16 protein-coding genes are annotated in these 17,185 nt (G+C 67.3%); 7 read left to right on the top strand and 9 right to left on the bottom strand.

The features are described from left to right. Positions 1-122 precede the first annotated feature (122 nt). Positions 123-674, top strand: coding sequence for a hypothetical protein (locus IAE58_RS01910; protein ID WP_199932186.1), 552 nt, complete (start codon positions 123-125; stop codon positions 672-674). Between the two features lie 24 nt (positions 675-698). Here the strand turns inward: IAE58_RS01910 and IAE58_RS01915 are convergent, their stop codons facing one another. Continuing rightward, a complete protein-coding gene (locus IAE58_RS01915) occupies positions 699-1,592 on the bottom strand; it encodes a LysR family transcriptional regulator ArgP (protein ID WP_199932187.1) in 894 nt (297 codons plus the stop codon). 105 nt (positions 1,593-1,697) lie between these two features. Here IAE58_RS01915 and IAE58_RS01920 point away from each other — a divergent pair, with 105 nt between their 5' ends. Next, a complete protein-coding gene (locus IAE58_RS01920) occupies positions 1,698-2,318 on the top strand; it encodes a LysE/ArgO family amino acid transporter (RefSeq protein WP_199932188.1) in 621 nt (206 codons plus the stop codon). Between the two features lie 176 nt (positions 2,319-2,494). Then, positions 2,495-3,163 carry a hypothetical protein gene (locus IAE58_RS01925; protein WP_199932189.1) on the top strand — a complete coding sequence of 223 codons (669 nt, stop codon included), beginning with the start codon at positions 2,495-2,497 and terminating at the stop codon, positions 3,161-3,163. 94 nt (positions 3,164-3,257) lie between these two features. Here the strand turns inward: IAE58_RS01925 and IAE58_RS01930 are convergent, their stop codons facing one another. The 6 genes from IAE58_RS01930 to IAE58_RS01955 form a co-directional block, all read right to left on the bottom strand. Continuing rightward, positions 3,258-4,388, bottom strand: coding sequence for a metallophosphoesterase (locus tag IAE58_RS01930; protein ID WP_199932190.1), 1,131 nt, complete (start codon positions 4,386-4,388; stop codon positions 3,258-3,260). Positions 4,389-4,455: 67 nt separating this feature from the next. Further along, positions 4,456-6,663 (bottom strand): TonB-dependent siderophore receptor, encoded by a 2,208-nt coding sequence (locus IAE58_RS01935; RefSeq protein ID WP_199932191.1) that lies wholly within the window; start codon positions 6,661-6,663, stop codon positions 4,456-4,458. 17 nt (positions 6,664-6,680) lie between these two features. Then, positions 6,681-6,980: a DUF3325 domain-containing protein gene (locus IAE58_RS01940; protein WP_199932192.1), complete on the bottom strand. Its 300-nt coding sequence runs from the start codon at positions 6,978-6,980 to the stop codon at positions 6,681-6,683. After that, positions 6,977-8,566 (bottom strand): PepSY-associated TM helix domain-containing protein, encoded by a 1,590-nt coding sequence (locus tag IAE58_RS01945; RefSeq protein ID WP_199932193.1) that lies wholly within the window; start codon positions 8,564-8,566, stop codon positions 6,977-6,979. Before IAE58_RS01945 ends, IAE58_RS01940 begins: the two co-directional genes overlap by 4 nt. Further along, positions 8,563-8,898 (bottom strand): DUF3649 domain-containing protein, encoded by a 336-nt coding sequence (locus IAE58_RS01950; protein ID WP_199932194.1) that lies wholly within the window; start codon positions 8,896-8,898, stop codon positions 8,563-8,565. Before IAE58_RS01950 ends, IAE58_RS01945 begins: the two co-directional genes overlap by 4 nt. A 93-nt stretch (positions 8,899-8,991) precedes the next feature. After that, a complete protein-coding gene (locus tag IAE58_RS01955; RefSeq protein WP_199932195.1) occupies positions 8,992-9,420 on the bottom strand; it encodes a helix-turn-helix domain-containing protein in 429 nt (142 codons plus the stop codon). Positions 9,421-9,497: 77 nt separating this feature from the next. Between IAE58_RS01955 and IAE58_RS01960 the strand changes: the two genes are divergently transcribed. Continuing rightward, positions 9,498-10,685, top strand: coding sequence for an MFS transporter (locus tag IAE58_RS01960; protein WP_199932196.1), 1,188 nt, complete (start codon positions 9,498-9,500; stop codon positions 10,683-10,685). A gap of 24 nt (positions 10,686-10,709) precedes the next feature. Here the strand turns inward: IAE58_RS01960 and IAE58_RS01965 are convergent, their stop codons facing one another. Then, the gene (locus IAE58_RS01965) at positions 10,710-12,125 is read right to left on the bottom strand and encodes a GGDEF domain-containing protein (protein WP_199932197.1); all 1,416 of its coding nucleotides are present in this window, start codon (positions 12,123-12,125) and stop codon (positions 10,710-10,712) included. Between the two features lie 201 nt (positions 12,126-12,326). Here IAE58_RS01965 and IAE58_RS01970 point away from each other — a divergent pair, with 201 nt between their 5' ends. Both IAE58_RS01970 and gpmA read left to right on the top strand, forming a co-directional pair. Next, positions 12,327-13,292 carry a cation diffusion facilitator family transporter gene (locus IAE58_RS01970; protein ID WP_199932198.1) on the top strand — a complete coding sequence of 322 codons (966 nt, stop codon included), beginning with the start codon at positions 12,327-12,329 and terminating at the stop codon, positions 13,290-13,292. A gap of 207 nt (positions 13,293-13,499) precedes the next feature. After that, positions 13,500-14,249, top strand: coding sequence for a 2,3-diphosphoglycerate-dependent phosphoglycerate mutase (gene gpmA / locus IAE58_RS01975; RefSeq protein ID WP_108749003.1), 750 nt, complete (start codon positions 13,500-13,502; stop codon positions 14,247-14,249). Between the two features lie 126 nt (positions 14,250-14,375). Here the strand turns inward: gpmA and IAE58_RS01980 are convergent, their stop codons facing one another. Next, a complete protein-coding gene (locus IAE58_RS01980; RefSeq protein ID WP_199932199.1) occupies positions 14,376-14,798 on the bottom strand; it encodes a hypothetical protein in 423 nt (140 codons plus the stop codon). A 104-nt stretch (positions 14,799-14,902) separates the two neighbouring features. On the opposite strand from IAE58_RS01980, the gene IAE58_RS01985 reads away from it, so the two are divergent. Then, positions 14,903-16,996 (top strand): M13 family metallopeptidase, encoded by a 2,094-nt coding sequence (locus tag IAE58_RS01985; RefSeq protein ID WP_199932200.1) that lies wholly within the window; start codon positions 14,903-14,905, stop codon positions 16,994-16,996. The last annotated feature ends 189 nt before the right edge of the window (positions 16,997-17,185 follow it).

Raw genomic sequence — 17,185 nt, forward strand, 5'->3', positions numbered from 1 at the left:
GCGATGCCGATGCACGTGAGTCCGTCATCCGTAAAGTGTCCGGCAAAAATTAGTCGGTATGCCGTGAAGCCGTTGTAGGTGCAGGGCGTGAGTGCGGCGGAAACTGCAGTACAGTCGCGGCCATGGAACCACGGCCCCGCCACCGTCGACGTGCCTGCCTGATTGCCGCGGCCCTGCTGCTGGTGGTGCGGCCCGTTGCGCTGGCCCAGGCCGAGCCCTCCGGCGAAGACGCGCAGCCGGCCATCGCAGGCGTGCAGGTGCAGGGCGTGGGCCGGTTCGCGCACGGCGAACAGGTGCCGCTGCCGCGCGTGCTGCAGGCGATGGGGGCGCCGCTGCAGCGCGAGCCGTCGCCGTACGAATGCGGCAGTGCGTTCGACCACGGCGATATCCAGCTGCTGAGCTGGGCCGGGCAGGCCTGGGAAAGCGATGGCCAGAGCGCGGTGCTGCGCCGCTTCGAACCGGGGCGCGAGGGCGCGCTGCTGCTGTCCAACGGGCAGCGGATCGATCTGCGCAGCACCGGGGCCAGTGTCAGGCAGCGGTTGCCACGCGCACGCGCCAGCGCTGGCACCGTGCATGTGACCGCCGATCCGCGCGGACGCTTCGAGGAGCGCTATGACCTGCGCTTCGATGCGCAGGGGCGGTTGTTCCAGATCGATTACTGGATTGCCTGCTGATACCCGTGCGGATGCGCCCCTGCTTCAGCGCAGGCAATCGCCCGCCGCGCTGCGCAGCGCCTGGGTGATGTGCTGCAGCGTGCTGGAACGTACTGCCGCGTGCTGCCAGTAAAGCGGCACATCCAGCCAGCGGCGTGGTTCCAGCACCACCACCTGTGCGGCCGCCAGCGCGGGCGCGATCAGCGATTCCGGGGCCAGACACCAGCCCAGTCCGCGTGCGGCGGCTTCGACAAAGCCAGTGGAGGAGGGCAGGTAGTGGACCGGCGGTTGCAGCCGCGCCCGGGTCAACTTCTTGATGAAGCGCGCCTGCAGTTCGTCCTTGCGGTTGAAGACGATCATCGGTGCCACGGCCAGCGCATCGGCCTGCATGCCCTTGCCGAAGTAGCGGCGTGCAAATGCTGGCGAGGCGATGGCCTGGTAGCGCATGGCGCCCAATGGATGGACGTTGCAGCCCTTCAGTGCACGGCCCTCGGCGGTAACGGCACCCAGCACGCTGCCATCGCGCAGAAGTTCCAGCGTGTGGTCCTGGTCGTCCATGCGCAGGTCGAACAGGTAGCCGTGGCGCTGGTAGAGATCAGCGATGGCGACGACGAACCAGGTATCCAGCGAATCGTCGTTGACCGCCAGTGGAATGGGTGTGCGGGTGGCATCGTTGCCGCGCTCGGGAAGCAGTTCGGCCAGCGCTTCGCTCTGCAGAGCCTGCATGGGCCGCACGCTGCGCAACAGGATCTGCCCGGCAGCGGTGGGCCGGCAGGGGGTGTGTCGCACCACCAGCACCTGGCCGATGCGGTCTTCCAGTGCCTTGATCCGCTGCGACAGCGCTGATGGACTGATCGCCAGTCGTCGCGCGGCAGCCTCGAAGCTGCCTTCTTCGAGTACCGCCATGAAGGCAGTCAGTTGCGGATGTACCAGGTCCATGCCGGGCCCCTTCAGTTTTTCTGCACAGGATAAAGAAAAACCAGCTGGCCTTAATGGGGTGGCGGGCGCACCCTGCGCGTCCCATCAACGCGCCTGGCACTACCCATGTGGATCACCGTGGCCTTGGCTGGCCTGTTTGCAGGCGCCGGCCTGATCATTGCCATCGGCGCGCAGAATGCATTCGTGCTGCGCCAGGGCTTGCAGCGTCGGTACGTGGGTACCGTGGTGCTGGCCTGCATGGGCGCTGACATGGTGCTGATACTGGCCGGTGTCGGCGGCATGGGCGCGCTGGTCCAGCAATGGCCGCTGCTGCTGCAGGTGCTGCGCCTGGGCGGCGCGGCCTTCCTGCTCTGGTATGGACTGCAGGCTGGCCTGCGGGCGTGGCGGGGTGGCAGTGCGCTGGCAGCGGCGGGCAGCGAGGGCGGCAACCGGCGGCAGGTGCTGCTGGCGTGCCTGGCATTCACCCTGCTCAACCCGCATGTCTACCTGGATACCGTGGTGCTGCTGGGCAGCCTGTCCACGCGCTACCCAGGTGCGCTGCGCTGGGTGTTTGCCGCCGGAGCCTGCGTAGCCAGCGTGGCCTGGTTCTGCGCGCTGGGCTACGGCGCGCGGCTGCTGCAACCCTTGTTCCGCAACCCGGACGCGTGGCGCGTGCTCGATGCGGGCATTGCCGTGTTCATGATGTGCCTGGCGCTGCTGTTGCTGGTCAGCCCGATCCGCGCGTAGGTGCTTGTACATCGCCGATGGTGTTTCTTTGTTCCACCGATGCGGTTCTCGCATGCCGCGCAAGGGTCGATAATGCGCGCCACGCCGCGACCGCGCCGCGCATGCCGTCGTCCGGTAGCCCCCTGGTCGCCTTTGTTTTCGCAGCAAGTCCGCCTGTCCGGCGGCATCGGTGTTCCATGAAAGACAATCTTCAACTGCTCCTGGCCCATCTCGGGCGCACCTTCCTTTTCGGCTTCATGGTGACCCTGCCGCCCTTGCTGGCCTGGCTGGACATCCATTGGTTGGGCGACGCAGTGGGCGAGTGGTCACTGGTGGAATTGACCCAGGAAGGCTTCCTGGCGGCCAGCGTGCTGGCGTTCGCGCGGCTGGCGTGGCGCCGCGCCGAGGACCGGGGTTTCGCGGTGCTGGCCGCCGCCCTGTTCGCCTGCATGTTCCTGCGCGAGATGGACGAGGCGCTGGACCTGATCGCGCACGGGTTCTGGAAGTACCCGGTGACCCTGCTGATCGTGGGTTCGCTGGCCTGGGCCAGCCGTGACTGGCGCGGTGCCGTGGCCGGTCTGGTGCGCTTTCTTACCTCGCGCGCCGGCACGGTGATGACCATTGGTTTGGTGCTGCTGCTGTTCTACTCGCGCCTGATCGGCATGACCTCGTTGTGGACGGGCCTGCTGGGTGACCAGTACATCCGCGTGTTCAAGAACACCATCGAAGAAACCACCGAGCTGCTGGGCTACACCTTCATCCTGGCCGCCAGCCTGGGCTACCTGGCGCAGCGCGTGCGTGAGCCGCTGGCCTCGCGCGCGCGCAGTGAAAGCACCGCAGCGCCGATGCAGCAGCGCCCGCTCTAAGGCGCGCGACGCGGTAGAGTCGAGCTTGCTCGACTGCACAGCCGCGCGAAATGCCAGAGCCAAAGCAGTCGAGCAAGCTCGACTCTACCAACGGTCAGCCATCCGCGCCGGGCACGCCTTCGGCCAGCGGTACGCGGCGGCCATCCAGCAGGCCACGGCTCAGCGTGCCGTTTTCAATGAACAGCAGTTCGCCGTTCTCGCCGTTCTTGATGCTGCTGTCGATGGCGATCACCCGGCCGCCGTGGAAGGTGCTCACGTGCGGCATGGAGGTGTGGCCGACCACGATGCGCTTCAGCTGCAGGCGGTCCAGCACGGCCTGCACGCCCAGCGCATCCAGGCGCCCGTCGAAATAGCCGCGGTACCAGATCGGGCTGGTCTTGCCGTCGTACAGCGGGGCGGTGGCCGGGTTGGCCTTTACCTCTGCCTTCGGCGTGCCCAGCGAAGCCTGGTAGGCGCGGTTGGTGGCGGCCGGGTCCAGCGCCATTTCCACCGCGTCCGGGGAAATGCCGCCGTGCAGGAACAGGGTGTCGCCGATCTTCAGCAGCACCGGCCGCGTGCGCAGCCACTGCCCGATCACCGAATCGGCGCCGTACAGCTGCGGGTAGCTGCGGCCGAGCAGTTGCGCACTGCGCAGGTACTTGGCGTTGACGTAGCGCAGGTCGTCGTACAGCACCATGGTTTCATGGTTGCCCAGCACGAAGTGCACCGCGCCACCGGCGGCAGCAGCCTGTTGCTGCAGGCCGTACAGCAGCCAGAACGCCTCGGTCACCTGCGGGCCGCGGTCAAACACATCGCCGGCAATGACCAGAGTGTCGGTGCCCAGCGCCCAGCGGTCCTGCGCATCGATCACCTTGTTGGCACGCAGCAGGCGCACCAGCAGGCCGTACTGGCCATGGATATCGGACAGGGCAACGATGCGCGGTGCGGCCGGCAGTACCGAAACCGAGGGTGCCGCCGGCGGCGTTACGTGCACGCTGTGGGTGTAGCCGCACTGCGGGCTGAAATCGGTGCCGCTGGCAGTGGCGGGCAGGGTGCGCATCTGCACCTGGTCACCACAGATCCACTGCGCGCGCAGCTGCTCGCCCACGCGGAACACATAGGGGCCATCGGCATCCACGTGCTCGGCCGGTGTGGCCACCTCGCGGGCCTGCAGCAGCGGCGTGCCCAGCAGCAGGGCCAGTGGCAGCAGCAGGCGGGCAGGGCGGGACAGGGCACGGTACAGCATGGGGTGTTTCCTTGGCGGGCAAAAAAAAGGCGGACCCGAAGGCCCGCCCCTGATGCTACGCCGTTGCTCAGAACTTCGCGCGCAGGTTGAACAGCACGCGGCGCGGTTCACCCCAGTAGCCGGAGTTGAAGAAGCCGACGTTGCGGTAGTAGACCTTGTCGAACAGGTTGGTGACGGTCACGCCCACGCTCAGGTTGTCGTTGATGCGGTAGCGGCCCATCAGGTCGAACAGCACGTAGCCGCCCTGGCTCATCTTGCCGGTGGCGGTAACCGGGGTGCCGTTGGCATTGAAGCGCCCGGTGGGGATGGGCTGCATCTGGTAGATATCGCTCTGCACGCTGACACCGCCGCCCAGCGTCCATTGGCCATGGGTCCAGGTGGTGTTGAAGCGGGCCAGGTGCATCGGGCTGGTGCTGGCGAAGCGGCTGCCATCGGGGTTGCTGCTGTAGCTGTAGGTGTAGCCGCCGGTCATGCTCCAGTGGTCGTTGATCGAACCGGAGACTTCGAACTCACCGCCCTGGGTGGTGATGCCGCGGCTGGCGATGTACGGCGAACTGCCATCGGGCAGCTTGATCTCGCCGCCGTTCGGGTCCAGTTCGGCCACGTTGTCCTGCTTCATGTAGAAGCCGTTCAACGCCGCGTACAGGCGGCCGCCGAAGAAGTCGGCCTTCAGGCCGTACTCGTAGTTGCCACCGGTGGTGGGGTCCAGCAGCTGGTTGTTGATATCGCGCCGGGCGGTGGCCTGGAACACGTCCGAATAGCTGGCAAAGGCGGTGATGTTGCTGCTCAGGTCGTACAGCACACCTACGTACGGGGTCAGCTCATGGGCGGTGGTGCGCGCGCTGCGGCCGGTGAACACACCGTCGGTGTTGTAGTTGTCGGTGGTGGTGCGGTAATCGGAATAGCGCGCGCCGGCGATGATCTTCAGCGGGTCGATCGGGTTCAGGCGCACGGCGGCGTAGTAGCCGGTCTCGGTGGTGTTCACCGTGCTGGACGGAATGCCGTAGTTGTAGGTGGTCGGCTTGCCGATGTTGCCGTCCCAGCTGAAGATGCTGGGGAAGGCGGCCACGTTGTACGGGCGCGAGGTGATGCCGGCGCGGATGGTGTCCAGGTCACGGTCGTAGTGGTTGATGCCCACCACCAGTTCGTGCGAACGGCCGAACAGCTGGAACGGACCGGACGCGTACAGGTCGAAGGCATCTTCGCGGGTTTCCGACACCGAGTAGGTATCGGCAATGCGCAGGCCCAGGCCGGTGACCGGGTCGGCCCAGTTGCCGGTGTTGGAACCGGCCAGCAGCAGCGAGTCGGTGTCGGTGGCGCGGTGGTTGTAAGCCAGGCGGCCACTCCAGCCGACGCCGAACTGCTGTTCCAGGGTGGCGAAGTAGTTGGTGCTTTCGCGGTTCCATTCGTTCCAGCGTGCGGCGGCGCTGTAGGAACGCGGCATCTGTGCGCGGCTGCCATCGCGGAAATACAGCGGCGAGGCGCTCCAGGCGCCGCCGTCGGAGCCGGTCTTCAGGTAATCGATGCCCGCGCGCAGGCGGGTGCTGTCGGTCAGGTCGGCTTCGATCACCCCGTACAGGCTGGGCGACTTGTCATGCTGGAAGCGCACCCAGCTTTCCTTGTCGGTGTAGGCGCCGACGAAGCGCCCGCGCACGCGGCCACTCTTGCTGAGCGGGCCGGACACATCCACTTCGGCGCGCTTGTAATCCCACGAACCGGCGCTGAGGCTGGTGCTGGCCTGGAAGGTTTCAGTCGGGCGCTTGCGCACCATGTTCACCGTGGCCGACGGGTTGCCCGAGCCCGTAACCAGGCCGCTGGCACCGCGCACCACTTCAATGCGCTCGTAGATGGAGGTGTCGCTGAGGATCGAGTTGCCGCCGGCGCCGGTGGTGTAGTTGGTGGGAATGCCATCGAACATGAAGTTGTTGATGGCAAAGCCACGCGCGTTGAACAGCGTGCGGTTGCTGTCATACGACTGGATGGTGACGCCCGGCGTCTGCTGCAGCACTTCGGAAATCGTGATGAGGTTGAAATCCTCGATGCGCTGGCGGGTGAACACGGTCAGCGACTGCGGCGTTTCGCGCAGGGTCAGCGGCAACTTGGTGGCGGTGTTGGTGCCATAGACCTGGTAGCCCTCGGTGCGCTGGGTCACCATCACCCGGTCCAACTCGGTGGTGGTCGGCGCGGCGTCCTGGGCGAACGCCGGCGCGGCGGCGCAGGCGAGCGACAAGGCGAGGGCGTTCCGGCGCAGGGCGCCAGAGTGGGTGTGCTTCATGCAATGACCTTTCTAGTTCAGGAACGGGAAGACGGGCGTGGCGCCGGCTTGGCCGGGCTGCGGAAACTGAGCCAGAGCACCATGGCGCCCGCGCCGGCGGCGAGCACGCCACACCAGCCCACGAACCCTTGGGCAACGCCCCAGGCGGCGATGCTGGGTGCCAGGCTGGCCGCCAGCGCGGCCGCGCCCAGCAGGCGCAGCACGCGGCGGCGCGGCGCGGCCGGTGCATGACCGGTGACGTCGCGATGGTGGCGTTCCATTGCCAGCGCCAGGCAGACGAAGCCGAAGGCCGCCAGCAGCAGGGCGAGCGCGCTCATGCGCTGGCCTCGGCCGCCGGGGCGGCGCGTGCGGCACGCGGCTTGCGTTGTGCCGGCACGAAACGATGCACCTTGCGCGCGGCCCACAACAGGCTTGCACCGATCAGCAGCAGGCCGATGTCGATGCCGGCCCGGGCGCCGTCACTGTTGGCCAGCGCACTGACCGCGCCACCGTGCCAGACCACCAGGTTGTACAGCGGCAGGCCCAGCGCCAATACGCCGGCCACTGCCAGCTGTTCCACCCAGCCGCGACGGGCCGGGCGCAGCAGCGCGTGCAGCAGGCAGGCCGCCCAGGCGTAGAAGAACACCTTCACTTCGGCATCGCTGCGGTTGGCCAGTTCCACCGGCAGCAGGCGGTTGCCCCACAGGAAGGCCAGCATGGCCACCGGCAGGCCACTGACGAATCCGATGTTCAGGCGTTCCACAATGCGGAAACCCAGGTGCGGACGCGCAGGATCGGGCAGCTGGGTGCGGCGTTTCACCGTCCACAGCACCAGCCCGGTGGCGACCATCAACGTGCCGGCCACGCCGGACAGGAAAAACAGCCAGCGCATCGTGGTGGGCGCGAAACGTGCCGCGTGCAGCCCGATCATGCCGTCGCGGGTGACCACGGCGGCCGAGCGTGCTGGCGCGGCATCCAGCAGTTCGCCGCGCGCGTCGAAGGTGAGCGTGTCGTTGGCCCCGGCAATCTGGTCGGCCTGCTGGCGGCGCACGGCAATGCGCATGGACGCATCACCTGGCTGGTCGATCTGCAGCGACGCCGCGTGGCCACCACCCCACTGCAGTTCCGCACGGCGCAGCACCTGGTCCAGCGCGGGCGGCACAGCGGCCACGCCACTGGGCTCGACCTTTTCCGCACGCGGGAACAGTTCGGCGAAGAACGCATCGCGGCCACCGGGGTAGTTCGCATCCACCGCCCACGGCATGTACAGGGTCATCAGGGTGATCAGACCGGTGTAGGTGATCATCAGATGGAACGGCAGCGACAGCACCGCCAGCGCGTTGTGGCCATCCAGCCAGGTGCGTTGGCCCTTGCCACGGCGGAAGGTGAAGAAGTCGGTGAAGATCTTCTTGTGGGTGATGACCCCACTGATGATCGCCACCAGCATCAGCATGGAACAGGCACTGATGAACCACCGCGCCCACAGCACCGGCACATAGTGCAGATCGAAATGCAGGCGGTAGAAGAAGTTGCCGCCGCGTGTCTCGCGCACCTGCACGGGCGTGCCGTTGGCATCCAGGGTGGCCTGGTTGGGATTGCGCTGGCCGCGCCGGCGTTCCTTCTCGCCCTTGGGTTGCCAACTGACCGCGGTGGCGCTGCTGCGCGAATCGGGCAGTTCGATGCTCCAGCGCTGCGCGTCCGGTGCGGTGCGCGCCAGGAACTGCTGGGCCTGGTTCACGGCGGTGCTGGCATCAGCGGGCAGGCCGATTTCCGGCTGCATCCAGCGGGTCAGTTCTTCCTTCCAGTACGAGGCGGTGCCGGCAATGAAGATCAGGAACAGCACCCAGCCGACCACCAGGCCCGACCAGGTGTGCAGCACCGATTGCGATTGGCGGATGCCGCCCAGGTTGTCGGCGCTGCTCATGCGATGTTCCCGCGCAGCAGCCAGGCGATCAGCACAGCGACTATGCCCCCGGCCAGCAGACCCACGGCGGCACGCAGGGTGCTGCGCGCGGCGTAGGCCCAGATGGCGGCCAGTGCGTAGACCACGAATGCGGCCATGGTGGCCACCAGGGTGGCATCGGCCTTCGCGCCGGGCAGCAGACGTGCCAGCGCGGCGGCCCAGCAGGCGGCCACGGCGTAACCGCCCAGCAGCGCCAGTAGCCCGCGTGCCCACAGCAGGGTATGACCGTTACCGCGCGCCACGCGCTTGGCCGGCGCAGTGCCGGCAGCAGAAGGAGAGGTAGGAGCGGCCATCGCCGATGTCAATGAGAACCGTATGCAATTGCAATTGAATGCTATTTGACACCGGTGACCCTGTCGAGTCCCCCATTCGGGGGATGCCACCGCCTACAGCTTGCGCACCATGGTGGCATGCGCGGGCAGCGGCTGGCCGGTGTGATCCCGCGGCTGCATGTAGGGCAGGGCGTGGCCGCTGCTGCGCTCGGTCAGCAGCGAATGTGCTTCGCCGGCCGCGAAGCAGTGGCGTTCGCCCCACTGGCGCAGCGCCACCAGCACCGGAAACAGGTCCTGGCCGGCGGCCGTCAGCACGTACTCGTGGTAGGCGCTGCCATCGGCGGCGGGCTGCTGCTGCAGCAGCCCGGCGTCGAGCAGGCGCCGCAGGCGGTCGCTGAGGATGTTGCGGGCCGCGCCCAGGCTGCGCTGGAAATCGCTGAAGCGGGCCACGCCGTCGAAGGCATCGCGCAGGATCAGCAGGGCCCAGCGGTCGCCGAGCAGATCGACGGTGCGGGCAACGGGGCAGGGGCTGTCAGCGTGCATGGGCGACTCCGGATTCTGGTTGCAGTTTAAAACCGGAATCGCTACCGTGCATCTGGTTGCAAAATGAAACCACAATCATGCCTTCGTCTCTTTCTTCACCGCTGCGGGGGCTGTTGGCCATTGCCGCGGGCGCCAGCGTGGCCAATGTCTATTACGCGCAGCCCTTGCTGGCCGAGCTGGCCCATGCGTTCGCGCTGGCGCCTGCGCTGGCTGGGTGGGTGGTGGCGGCCACCCAGGCCGGCAGCGTGATGGCCTTGCTGGGGCTGCTGCCGCTGGCCGATCGGCTGGATCGCCGGCGATTGCTGCGACTACAGATGGTCGCGCTGGTGCTGGCGCTGCTGGGCCTGGCAGCGGCGAAGAGCCCTGCAGGGCTGCTGCTGGGCATGGTGCTGGTGGGGCTGCTCGGTACCGCGCTCACCCAGGGGCTGATTGCCTGCACGGCCGGCCTGGCCGCCGAGCACGAACGGGGGCGCGCTGTGGGCATGGTGCAGGGCGGAGTGTTCATCGGCCTGCTGCTGGCGCGCGTGGTGTCGGGCAGCGTGGCCGCGCTGGCCGGCTGGCGCGCGGTGTACCTGCTGTCTGCCGTGATGGTGGCGACGGTGGGACTGCTGCTGTGGCGACGGCTGCCGGCCATGCCCGCACCGGCGGTGCTGCCGTCCGTACGTGCGTTGTATGCCGGCATGTTCGCCATGCTGCGCGGCAACCCGGCGCTGCGCGAACGCGGTCCGTTGGCGCTGCTGCTGTTCGCGGGGCTGAACGTGTTCTGGGCCGCGGTGCCGCTCCCGTTGTCGGCCCCGGCGCTGGGCTGGTCCACCGCCGCCATCGGTGCGCTGGGTCTGGCCGGCGCATTCGGTGCCGCGCTGGCCGCACGCGTGGGGCAGTGGATGGACCGCGGGTTCGCCCACCGCGTCAGCCTGGCGGCGTTGGCGCTGATGCTGTTGGCGTGGTGGCCGCTGCTGGGCCTGCCGCAGTCGGTGGCAGTGCTGCTGCTGGGCGTGGTGGTGCTGGATCTTGGCGGGCAGGCGCTGCACGTATCCAACCAGTCCCTGCTGCTGCGCGCGCCGCCACAGCAGCATGGGCGCCTGGTGGCGCTGTACATGCTGTTCTATGCGCTGGGCAGCGGCGTGGGCGGGGCGCTGGGCCCCTGGTTGCAGATGCGCTGGGGCTGGGCCGCGGTGTGCGCGGCCGGCGCGGCCATTGCCCTGCTGGCGCTGGGCTGGTGGGCGTTCTGGCGGCGCGCCGAAGGTCGAAGCATCGCGCAGTGACGCGCGTTCGCCGCCGCGCCTGATTCAGCGCGGTTGTGCGCGCCGTCCCGGTGGTTCGGGCAGCGCGGCATCGGCCACCACCACCCGGTTGCGGCCGCCCCGTTTGGCCGCATACATCGCCGCGTCCGCACGTTCCATCAGGCGTTCGTAATCGGGGTGTCCATCGTGGCCGGCCACGCCGATGCTGGCGCTCAAAGACAGCACCGTGCCATCGGCCAGCGCGACCGGCGATTGCGCAATCTGCCGGCGCAGGCCCTCGGCAATGACCGCCGCCTGCGACTGGCTGGCGGCCACCAGCACCACCACGAACTCTTCGCCGCCGTAGCGGAACAGGTAGTCGCTGCCCCGGGTGGATTGGCTGAGCAGCGTTGCCACGTGCTGCAGGGCGCGGTCACCGGCATCGTGGCCGTGGCCATCGTTGATGGCCTTGAAGTGGTCCAGGTCCAGCAGCAGGAGCGAGAACGGGGTCTGGTGGCGGGTGGCCAGTTCGATCTCGCGGCGCAGCACGGTGGGCAGGAAGCGGCGGTTGAGCAGGTTGGTCAGCGTGTCACTGCCGGCGTCCAGTTCACCGATGCGCTCGAACAACAGGGTCATCAGCGTGCGGATGCTGGCCAGGTCCTCGCGGATGGCCGGCAGCTGCGCAAGGCGCTGTGCGGGAGTGTCTGCGATGGCGTGCTGCAGCCCGCTGTCGATGCGGGCGATCAGCTTCCCCACCTGCTGGGTTTCGCTGCTTTCACCAAAGCTGGGAATGCCCTTGTGGGTGAACCACAGGCCGAATTCGGAGGTGGCCAGGCTGGCGCTGCCGCTGCTGCTGGCATGGCCGGCCAGCGTGTACAGCAGAGCGTTTTCCCAATCCAGCAGCAGGGCGCGCTGGCGCTCGCGTTCGGTGCTCACGTTCTGCACCAGCGAGAACAGGCGATAGGCCGCATCGGTACGCGATGAACGCTCGCGGGCATGGGTGTAGGCCAGGGTCATGCCTTCCATGGCAATGTCCATCACCGTGCTCAGGCAGGTGATGGCAGCAAATGCGCTGGCACTGTCGCTGGCCTGCGCTTGCAGCCGTGCGAACAGATCGTGTTTCAGTACCCGTGCGCCGCGGGTGACCAGGTCCACCGGAATACCCACGCGCGCGTGCACATCGCCGATCACCCGCTGCGCCGCAACGCCGCTGGCGACCGCGCCGATGTCCGTGGTGAGCAGTTGCACCAGCCAGCGCTGCATGGCCGGCTGCAGGCGATGCTTCACCTGTTCGTGGGACAGGAAGCGACGGGCGCGCGCATCGTCCAGCAAGACTTCATAGAAGCGCTGCGCCAGCAGCGGCGGGGCATCGCTGGCCACGCGATGCAGCAGTGCGGTGGCAGCCGGGCCGGCCTGCTGCAGGCTGTGCTGCCAGGCCTCGGCCAGCGGTTGGCTGGCATCGTCCAGATGGGGTGTGTCCACGGTGTTCTCGTGCGGTGTAAGGCGGCGTAGCGGTATCGGCTGCGGGCGTGCGCGGTTGAGCGCATTTGCGCAGCCAGTTTACGTGCGGTGCAGCCTGCGCGGCGCGCGTGAGGGCTGACCCGCACTGCAATGTTATAAACAGCGTAATAGTCTCCCGCGCCTGCGCGGCGTAGCCTGACCGCATTGCACGGGAACTTCGCCATGGGCCACGACCACGATCACCTGCCGTCCGAAATCCGCCATGAAAAGCCGCTGTGGTGGGCGCTGGGGCTGACCACCACCTTCCTGCTGGTGGAAGTGGTGGGCGCGTTCTGGACCAACAGCCTGGCGCTGCTGTCCGACGCGGCGCACATGGCCACCGATACGCTGGCGCTGATGATCGCGCTGGTGGCGGTGCGCTTGAGCCGGCGGCCACCCGATGCGCGGCGCACCTATGGCTATGCGCGGCTGGAAGCGTTGGGCGCGATGATCAACGGCGCCATGCTGTTCGTGGTGGCCGCCTACATTCTGTGGGAAGCGATCGAGCGCTTCCGCCAGCCGCAGGAGATCGCCTCGACCGGCATGCTGGTGATCGCCGCGATCGGGTTGGTGATCAACCTGATTTCCATGCGCCTGCTGCAGGCCGGCAGCGGCGAAAGCCTGAACGTGAAGGGCGCCTACCTGGAAGTGTGGGCCGACATGCTCGGTTCGGTGGCGGTGATCGTGGGCGCGCTGCTGATCCGCTGGACCGGCTGGAAGCCGATCGACCCGATCCTGGCCGTGCTGATCGGCCTATGGGTGCTGCCGCGCACCTGGGTGCTGATGCGCGAGGCGATCAATGTGCTGCTGGAAGGCGTGCCCAAGGGTACCGATGTGGCGCGGGTACGCGAACGGCTGGGCGACCACGAAGCGGTGCTGGATGTACACGACCTGCACATCTGGGCGCTGGCCTCGAGCACGCCGGCGCTCACCGCGCATGTGGTGATGCGCGAAGGCAGCGATGCCGACGCCCTGCGCCGCACGCTGAGTACTCGCTTGCACGAGGAGTTCGGTATCGATCACGTGACCCTGCAGATCGAGGCCGACCATTGCGGCGAAGCCTGCGGGCAGCCGGCGAAGCACCCGCACGACCATGACGATGGCCATGACCATGATGCGCAGGGCCATCATGGCCACGTACACCGCTAGCGACCGGGATACCGGCGGTAGAGTCGACTGTCAGTCGACTATCGCGCGCAGCGCGGGGTTTTCGATGGCCGAGGGAAGAGCAGTCGACTGACAGTCGACTCTACCGGTCGGCGTTGCCTTCCTCGCGACCTAGCCGGCCAACTGACCCTGCTGCGCCCGGCGGGGCTACAATGCCCGCCTGCCTTTCCTCGCGTTGGAGACCCTGCAGTGACCCGTAAACTCGTACTGTTGCGCCATGGCCAGAGCCAGTGGAACCTGGACAACCGCTTCACCGGCTGGGTCGATGTCGACCTGACCGACCAGGGCCGCAGCGAAGCCGCCAACGCGGGCCGCCTGATGCGCGAGGAAGGCCTGCAGTTCGACGTCGCCCACACGTCGGTGCTGAAGCGCGCCATTCACACCCTGCAGGGTGCGCTGGCCGAACTGGGCCAGGACTGGCTGCCGGTGAACAAGTCCTGGCGCCTGAACGAGCGCCACTACGGCGGCCTGCAGGGCCTGGACAAGGCTGAGACCGCCGCCAAGCACGGCGAAGACCAGGTCAAGGTGTGGCGCCGTTCCTACGACATCCCGCCGCCGCCGATGGAGCTGGACGACCCGGGCCACCCGATCCACGACCGCCGCTACGCCGGCCTGGACCGCAACGCCCTGCCGGGCACCGAATCGCTGGCCACCACCCTGGACCGTGTGCTGCCGTACTGGCACGACGCCATCGCGCCGCAGCTGAAGGACGGCAAGACCGTGCTGGTCACCGCCCACGGCAACTCGCTGCGCGCGCTGTACAAGTACCTCAACAACGTGTCGCGCGAGGAAATCCTCGAGCTGAACATCCCGACCGGCATCCCGCTGCTGTTTGAACTGAACGACGATCTGACCGTGAAGTCGTTCCGCTACCTGGGCGACCCGGAAGCGGCGCGCAAGGCCGCCGAAGCCGTGGCCAACCAGGGCAAGGCGAAATAAGAAACAGAAGGCCGGCGCAAGCCGGCCTTTCCTTTTGCGATTGGGAAGGAGTAGTCGAGCAAGCTCGACTCTACCGTGCGATCCGTAGAGTCGAGCTTGCTCGACTGCTCCTGGATGGCTGCGCCCTCAGCAGTCATACCCCCAGTCTTCCACATCCAGCGCACACCCCAGCAGCTCCCCCAACGGCGCGCGCTGTCCAAGCAATCCATCCAGCGCCGCCTGATCGAACGTATCGCTCCCCAGCACATCGAGCATCTGGGCGTTGTCGGTGCGCACGAACAGGGTGATGAAGCCACCCCCCTTGGCCGGCCGCATGCTGCCAATGCCGGCGCCGAGTATCGGCAGCGGCAGCAGCAGATGGCGACCGTCCTGGCTGAACCCTGCGATCCCGGCTTCCACCGCGGACCATGCCAACAGGTGCCCGCGTGGCGCTTCGGCCATCTGCGCGGCAATGGCGCCTGGCAGGTGTTCAACACCCACCAGCTGGGGATTGTTGGGATGGAGTCGCAGCGGCGCGTCCAGGCGTGTGGCTAGGGTCAGGGTCTTCATGGCCGACGATGGTAACGGCCCGGCATACGCTCTGTGACCTTTGGCCGGTCCCCCGCACACGCGGCCCGGCTAGGCTTGAGGATTCGCCGTCGGAGAGAGACTCCATGAACGTCCGCAACCTGGTCCCGCTGGGCCTGACCATCGCCATCGCTGCCTCGCTGGCCGCCTGTGGCAAGCATGAAACCGCTCCGGCGGCCACCGCCGATGCCAAGCCGGCCTTCGATCTGTCGCAGATCAAGACCCCGCTGATCTCGCTCAACAGCGCCGACCTGGACCCGTCGATCGCCGCCTGTACCGACCTCAACGGCTTCGTCAACAGCAAGTGGCTGACCGCAAACCCGGTGCCGGGCGACCAGACCACCTGGGGCAGCTTCGAGATCCTGCGCGAGCGTTCGCTGGAAGTGCAGCACGCGCTGGTGCAGCAGGCCGCGGCCAGCCAGGCCAAGGCCGGTTCGGTGGAAGCCAAGATCGGTGATATCTGGAAGACCGGCAACGACGAAGCCAAGATCGAAGCCGCCGGCCTGGCGCCGCTGCAGCCGCAGTTGGACAAGATCGCCGCGCTGAACGACACCGCCGCCATCACCCAGTACCTGCGCGACAGCCAGGGCGAGGGCAAGGGCGTACTGTTCTCGCTGTTCGCCAATGCCGATTACAAGGATTCGGCCAACGTGATCGCCTACGTCGGCCAGGGCGGTCTGGGCCTGCCGGAAAAGGGCTACTACTTCGACGAGGCGCAGGCCAAAATCCGTGATGCCTACGTGGCCTACATCGCCCAGGTGCTGACCCTGTCCGGCGTGGACGCTGCGCAGGCTGCCGAGCAGGCCAAGGCCGTGATGGCCTTCGAAACCCGCCTGGCCAAGGCGTCAATGTCGCGCATCGAAATGCGTGACCCGGCCAAGCGCTACAACCCGCTCAGCGCCGCCGACGCCGACAAGCTGACCCCGAACTTCAGCTGGACCGCGCTGTTTGACACCCTGAAGGTGCCGGCTGCGCAGAAGTTCTCGCTGGCCCAGCCGGGCTTCTTCGGTGAAATGGACAAGATGCTGGCCGATGTGCCGGCCAGCACCTGGCAGGCCTACCTGCGCTTCCACACCATCGACGATGCCTCGCCGTACCTGAGCAGCACCTTCGAGAAGGCCAACTTCGATTTCTACGGCACCACCCTGCGTGGCCAGAAGGAAATGCAGCCGCGCTGGAAGCGCGTGCTGGAATCGGTCAACGGTGGCATGGGTGAAGCCCTGGGCCAGCTGTACGTCGATGCGGTGTTCCCGGCCGAATCGAAGGTGGCCATGCAGCACCTGGTGGAAAACCTGTCGCAGGCGCTGAAGGCACGCCTGGAGCAGCTGCCGTGGATGGGCGAGGAAACCAAGAAGAAGGCGCTGGAGAAGTGGGCCAGCTTCACCCCGAAGATCGGTTACCCGGACAAGTGGCGTGACTGGGCGGGCCTGCAGACCAACGGCGACAGCTACCTGGGCAACATGCAGGCGGCACGCGCGTTCAACTACCGCTACATGCTGGACAAGATCGGCAAGCCGGTGGACAAGACCGAGTGGGGCATGACCCCGCAGACGGTGAACGCCTACTACAACGCCACCAAGAACGAGATCGTGTTCCCGGCGGCGATCCTGCAGGCGCCGTTCTTCGACGCCAAGGCCGACCCGGCGCTGAACTACGGCGGCATCGGTGCGGTCATCGGCCACGAAATGATGCACGGCTACGACGACTCGGGCAGCCAGTTTGCCGCCAACGGCAACTTCGACAACTGGTGGACCGACGCTGACCGCAAGGCCTTCACCGAACGCACCGACCAGCTGGTGGCGCAGTTCGACGGCTACGAGTCGGTGCCGGGCGTGTTCGTGAAGGGCAAGCTGACCCTGGGCGAGAACATCGGCGACCTGGGCGGCCTGACCGTGGCTTACGACGCGCTGCAGATGGCGCTGAAGGAAGACCCGAAGGCGAATGTCGAAGTCGATGGCCACAGCCAGGACCAGCGCTTCTTCATGAACTGGGCCACGGTGTGGCGCCGCAACTTCACCGATGGCGAGCTGCGCGTGCGCCTGAACACCGATCCGCACGCACCGGCCAACTTCCGTGCCAACGGCGCGCCGTCGAACATGCCTTCGTTCGCCGCGGCGTTCCAGTGCAAGGCCGGCGATGCGATGGTGCGCGCCGACGACAAGCGCGTGGTGATCTGGTAATTCCCACCGCAGTGGCGTAGTTGCAGAAAGGCCCGGCGAACGCCGGGCCTTTTGTTTGGCAGGGCGCAGACCCGGTAGAGTCGACTGTCAGTCGACTATCGCGCGCAGCGCGGGTTTTTTCGCGGCCTGTGGGAAGAGCAGTCGACTGACAGTCGACTCTACCCAGTCGGCTATCGCGCGCAGCGCGGG

It is taken from the genome of Stenotrophomonas sp. S49, assembly GCF_016624905.1.
Classification (GTDB): Bacteria; Pseudomonadota; Gammaproteobacteria; order Xanthomonadales; family Xanthomonadaceae; genus Stenotrophomonas.

What these genes read in the sequence shown, in the direction of transcription:
- IAE58_RS01950 (WP_199932194.1), bottom strand. Translation starts at nt 8,898, where the DNA reads ATGGCCGCTCCTACCTCTCCTTCTGCTGCCGGCACTGCGCCGGCCAAG.
- IAE58_RS01985 (WP_199932200.1), top strand. Translation starts at nt 14,903, where the DNA reads ATGAACGTCCGCAACCTGGTCCCGCTGGGCCTGACCATCGCCATCGCT.
- IAE58_RS01935 (WP_199932191.1), bottom strand. Translation starts at nt 6,663, where the DNA reads ATGAAGCACACCCACTCTGGCGCCCTGCGCCGGAACGCCCTCGCCTTG.
- IAE58_RS01940 (WP_199932192.1), bottom strand. Translation starts at nt 6,980, where the DNA reads ATGAGCGCGCTCGCCCTGCTGCTGGCGGCCTTCGGCTTCGTCTGCCTG.
- IAE58_RS01970 (WP_199932198.1), top strand. Translation starts at nt 12,327, where the DNA reads ATGGGCCACGACCACGATCACCTGCCGTCCGAAATCCGCCATGAAAAG.
- IAE58_RS01960 (WP_199932196.1), top strand. Translation starts at nt 9,498, where the DNA reads ATGCCTTCGTCTCTTTCTTCACCGCTGCGGGGGCTGTTGGCCATTGCC.
- IAE58_RS01920 (WP_199932188.1), top strand. Translation starts at nt 1,698, where the DNA reads ATGTGGATCACCGTGGCCTTGGCTGGCCTGTTTGCAGGCGCCGGCCTG.
- IAE58_RS01910 (WP_199932186.1), top strand. Translation starts at nt 123, where the DNA reads ATGGAACCACGGCCCCGCCACCGTCGACGTGCCTGCCTGATTGCCGCG.
- IAE58_RS01915 (WP_199932187.1), bottom strand. Translation starts at nt 1,592, where the DNA reads ATGGACCTGGTACATCCGCAACTGACTGCCTTCATGGCGGTACTCGAA.
- IAE58_RS01925 (WP_199932189.1), top strand. Translation starts at nt 2,495, where the DNA reads ATGAAAGACAATCTTCAACTGCTCCTGGCCCATCTCGGGCGCACCTTC.
- IAE58_RS01955 (WP_199932195.1), bottom strand. Translation starts at nt 9,420, where the DNA reads ATGCACGCTGACAGCCCCTGCCCCGTTGCCCGCACCGTCGATCTGCTC.
- IAE58_RS01980 (WP_199932199.1), bottom strand. Translation starts at nt 14,798, where the DNA reads ATGAAGACCCTGACCCTAGCCACACGCCTGGACGCGCCGCTGCGACTC.
- IAE58_RS01930 (WP_199932190.1), bottom strand. Translation starts at nt 4,388, where the DNA reads ATGCTGTACCGTGCCCTGTCCCGCCCTGCCCGCCTGCTGCTGCCACTG.
- IAE58_RS01945 (WP_199932193.1), bottom strand. Translation starts at nt 8,566, where the DNA reads ATGAGCAGCGCCGACAACCTGGGCGGCATCCGCCAATCGCAATCGGTG.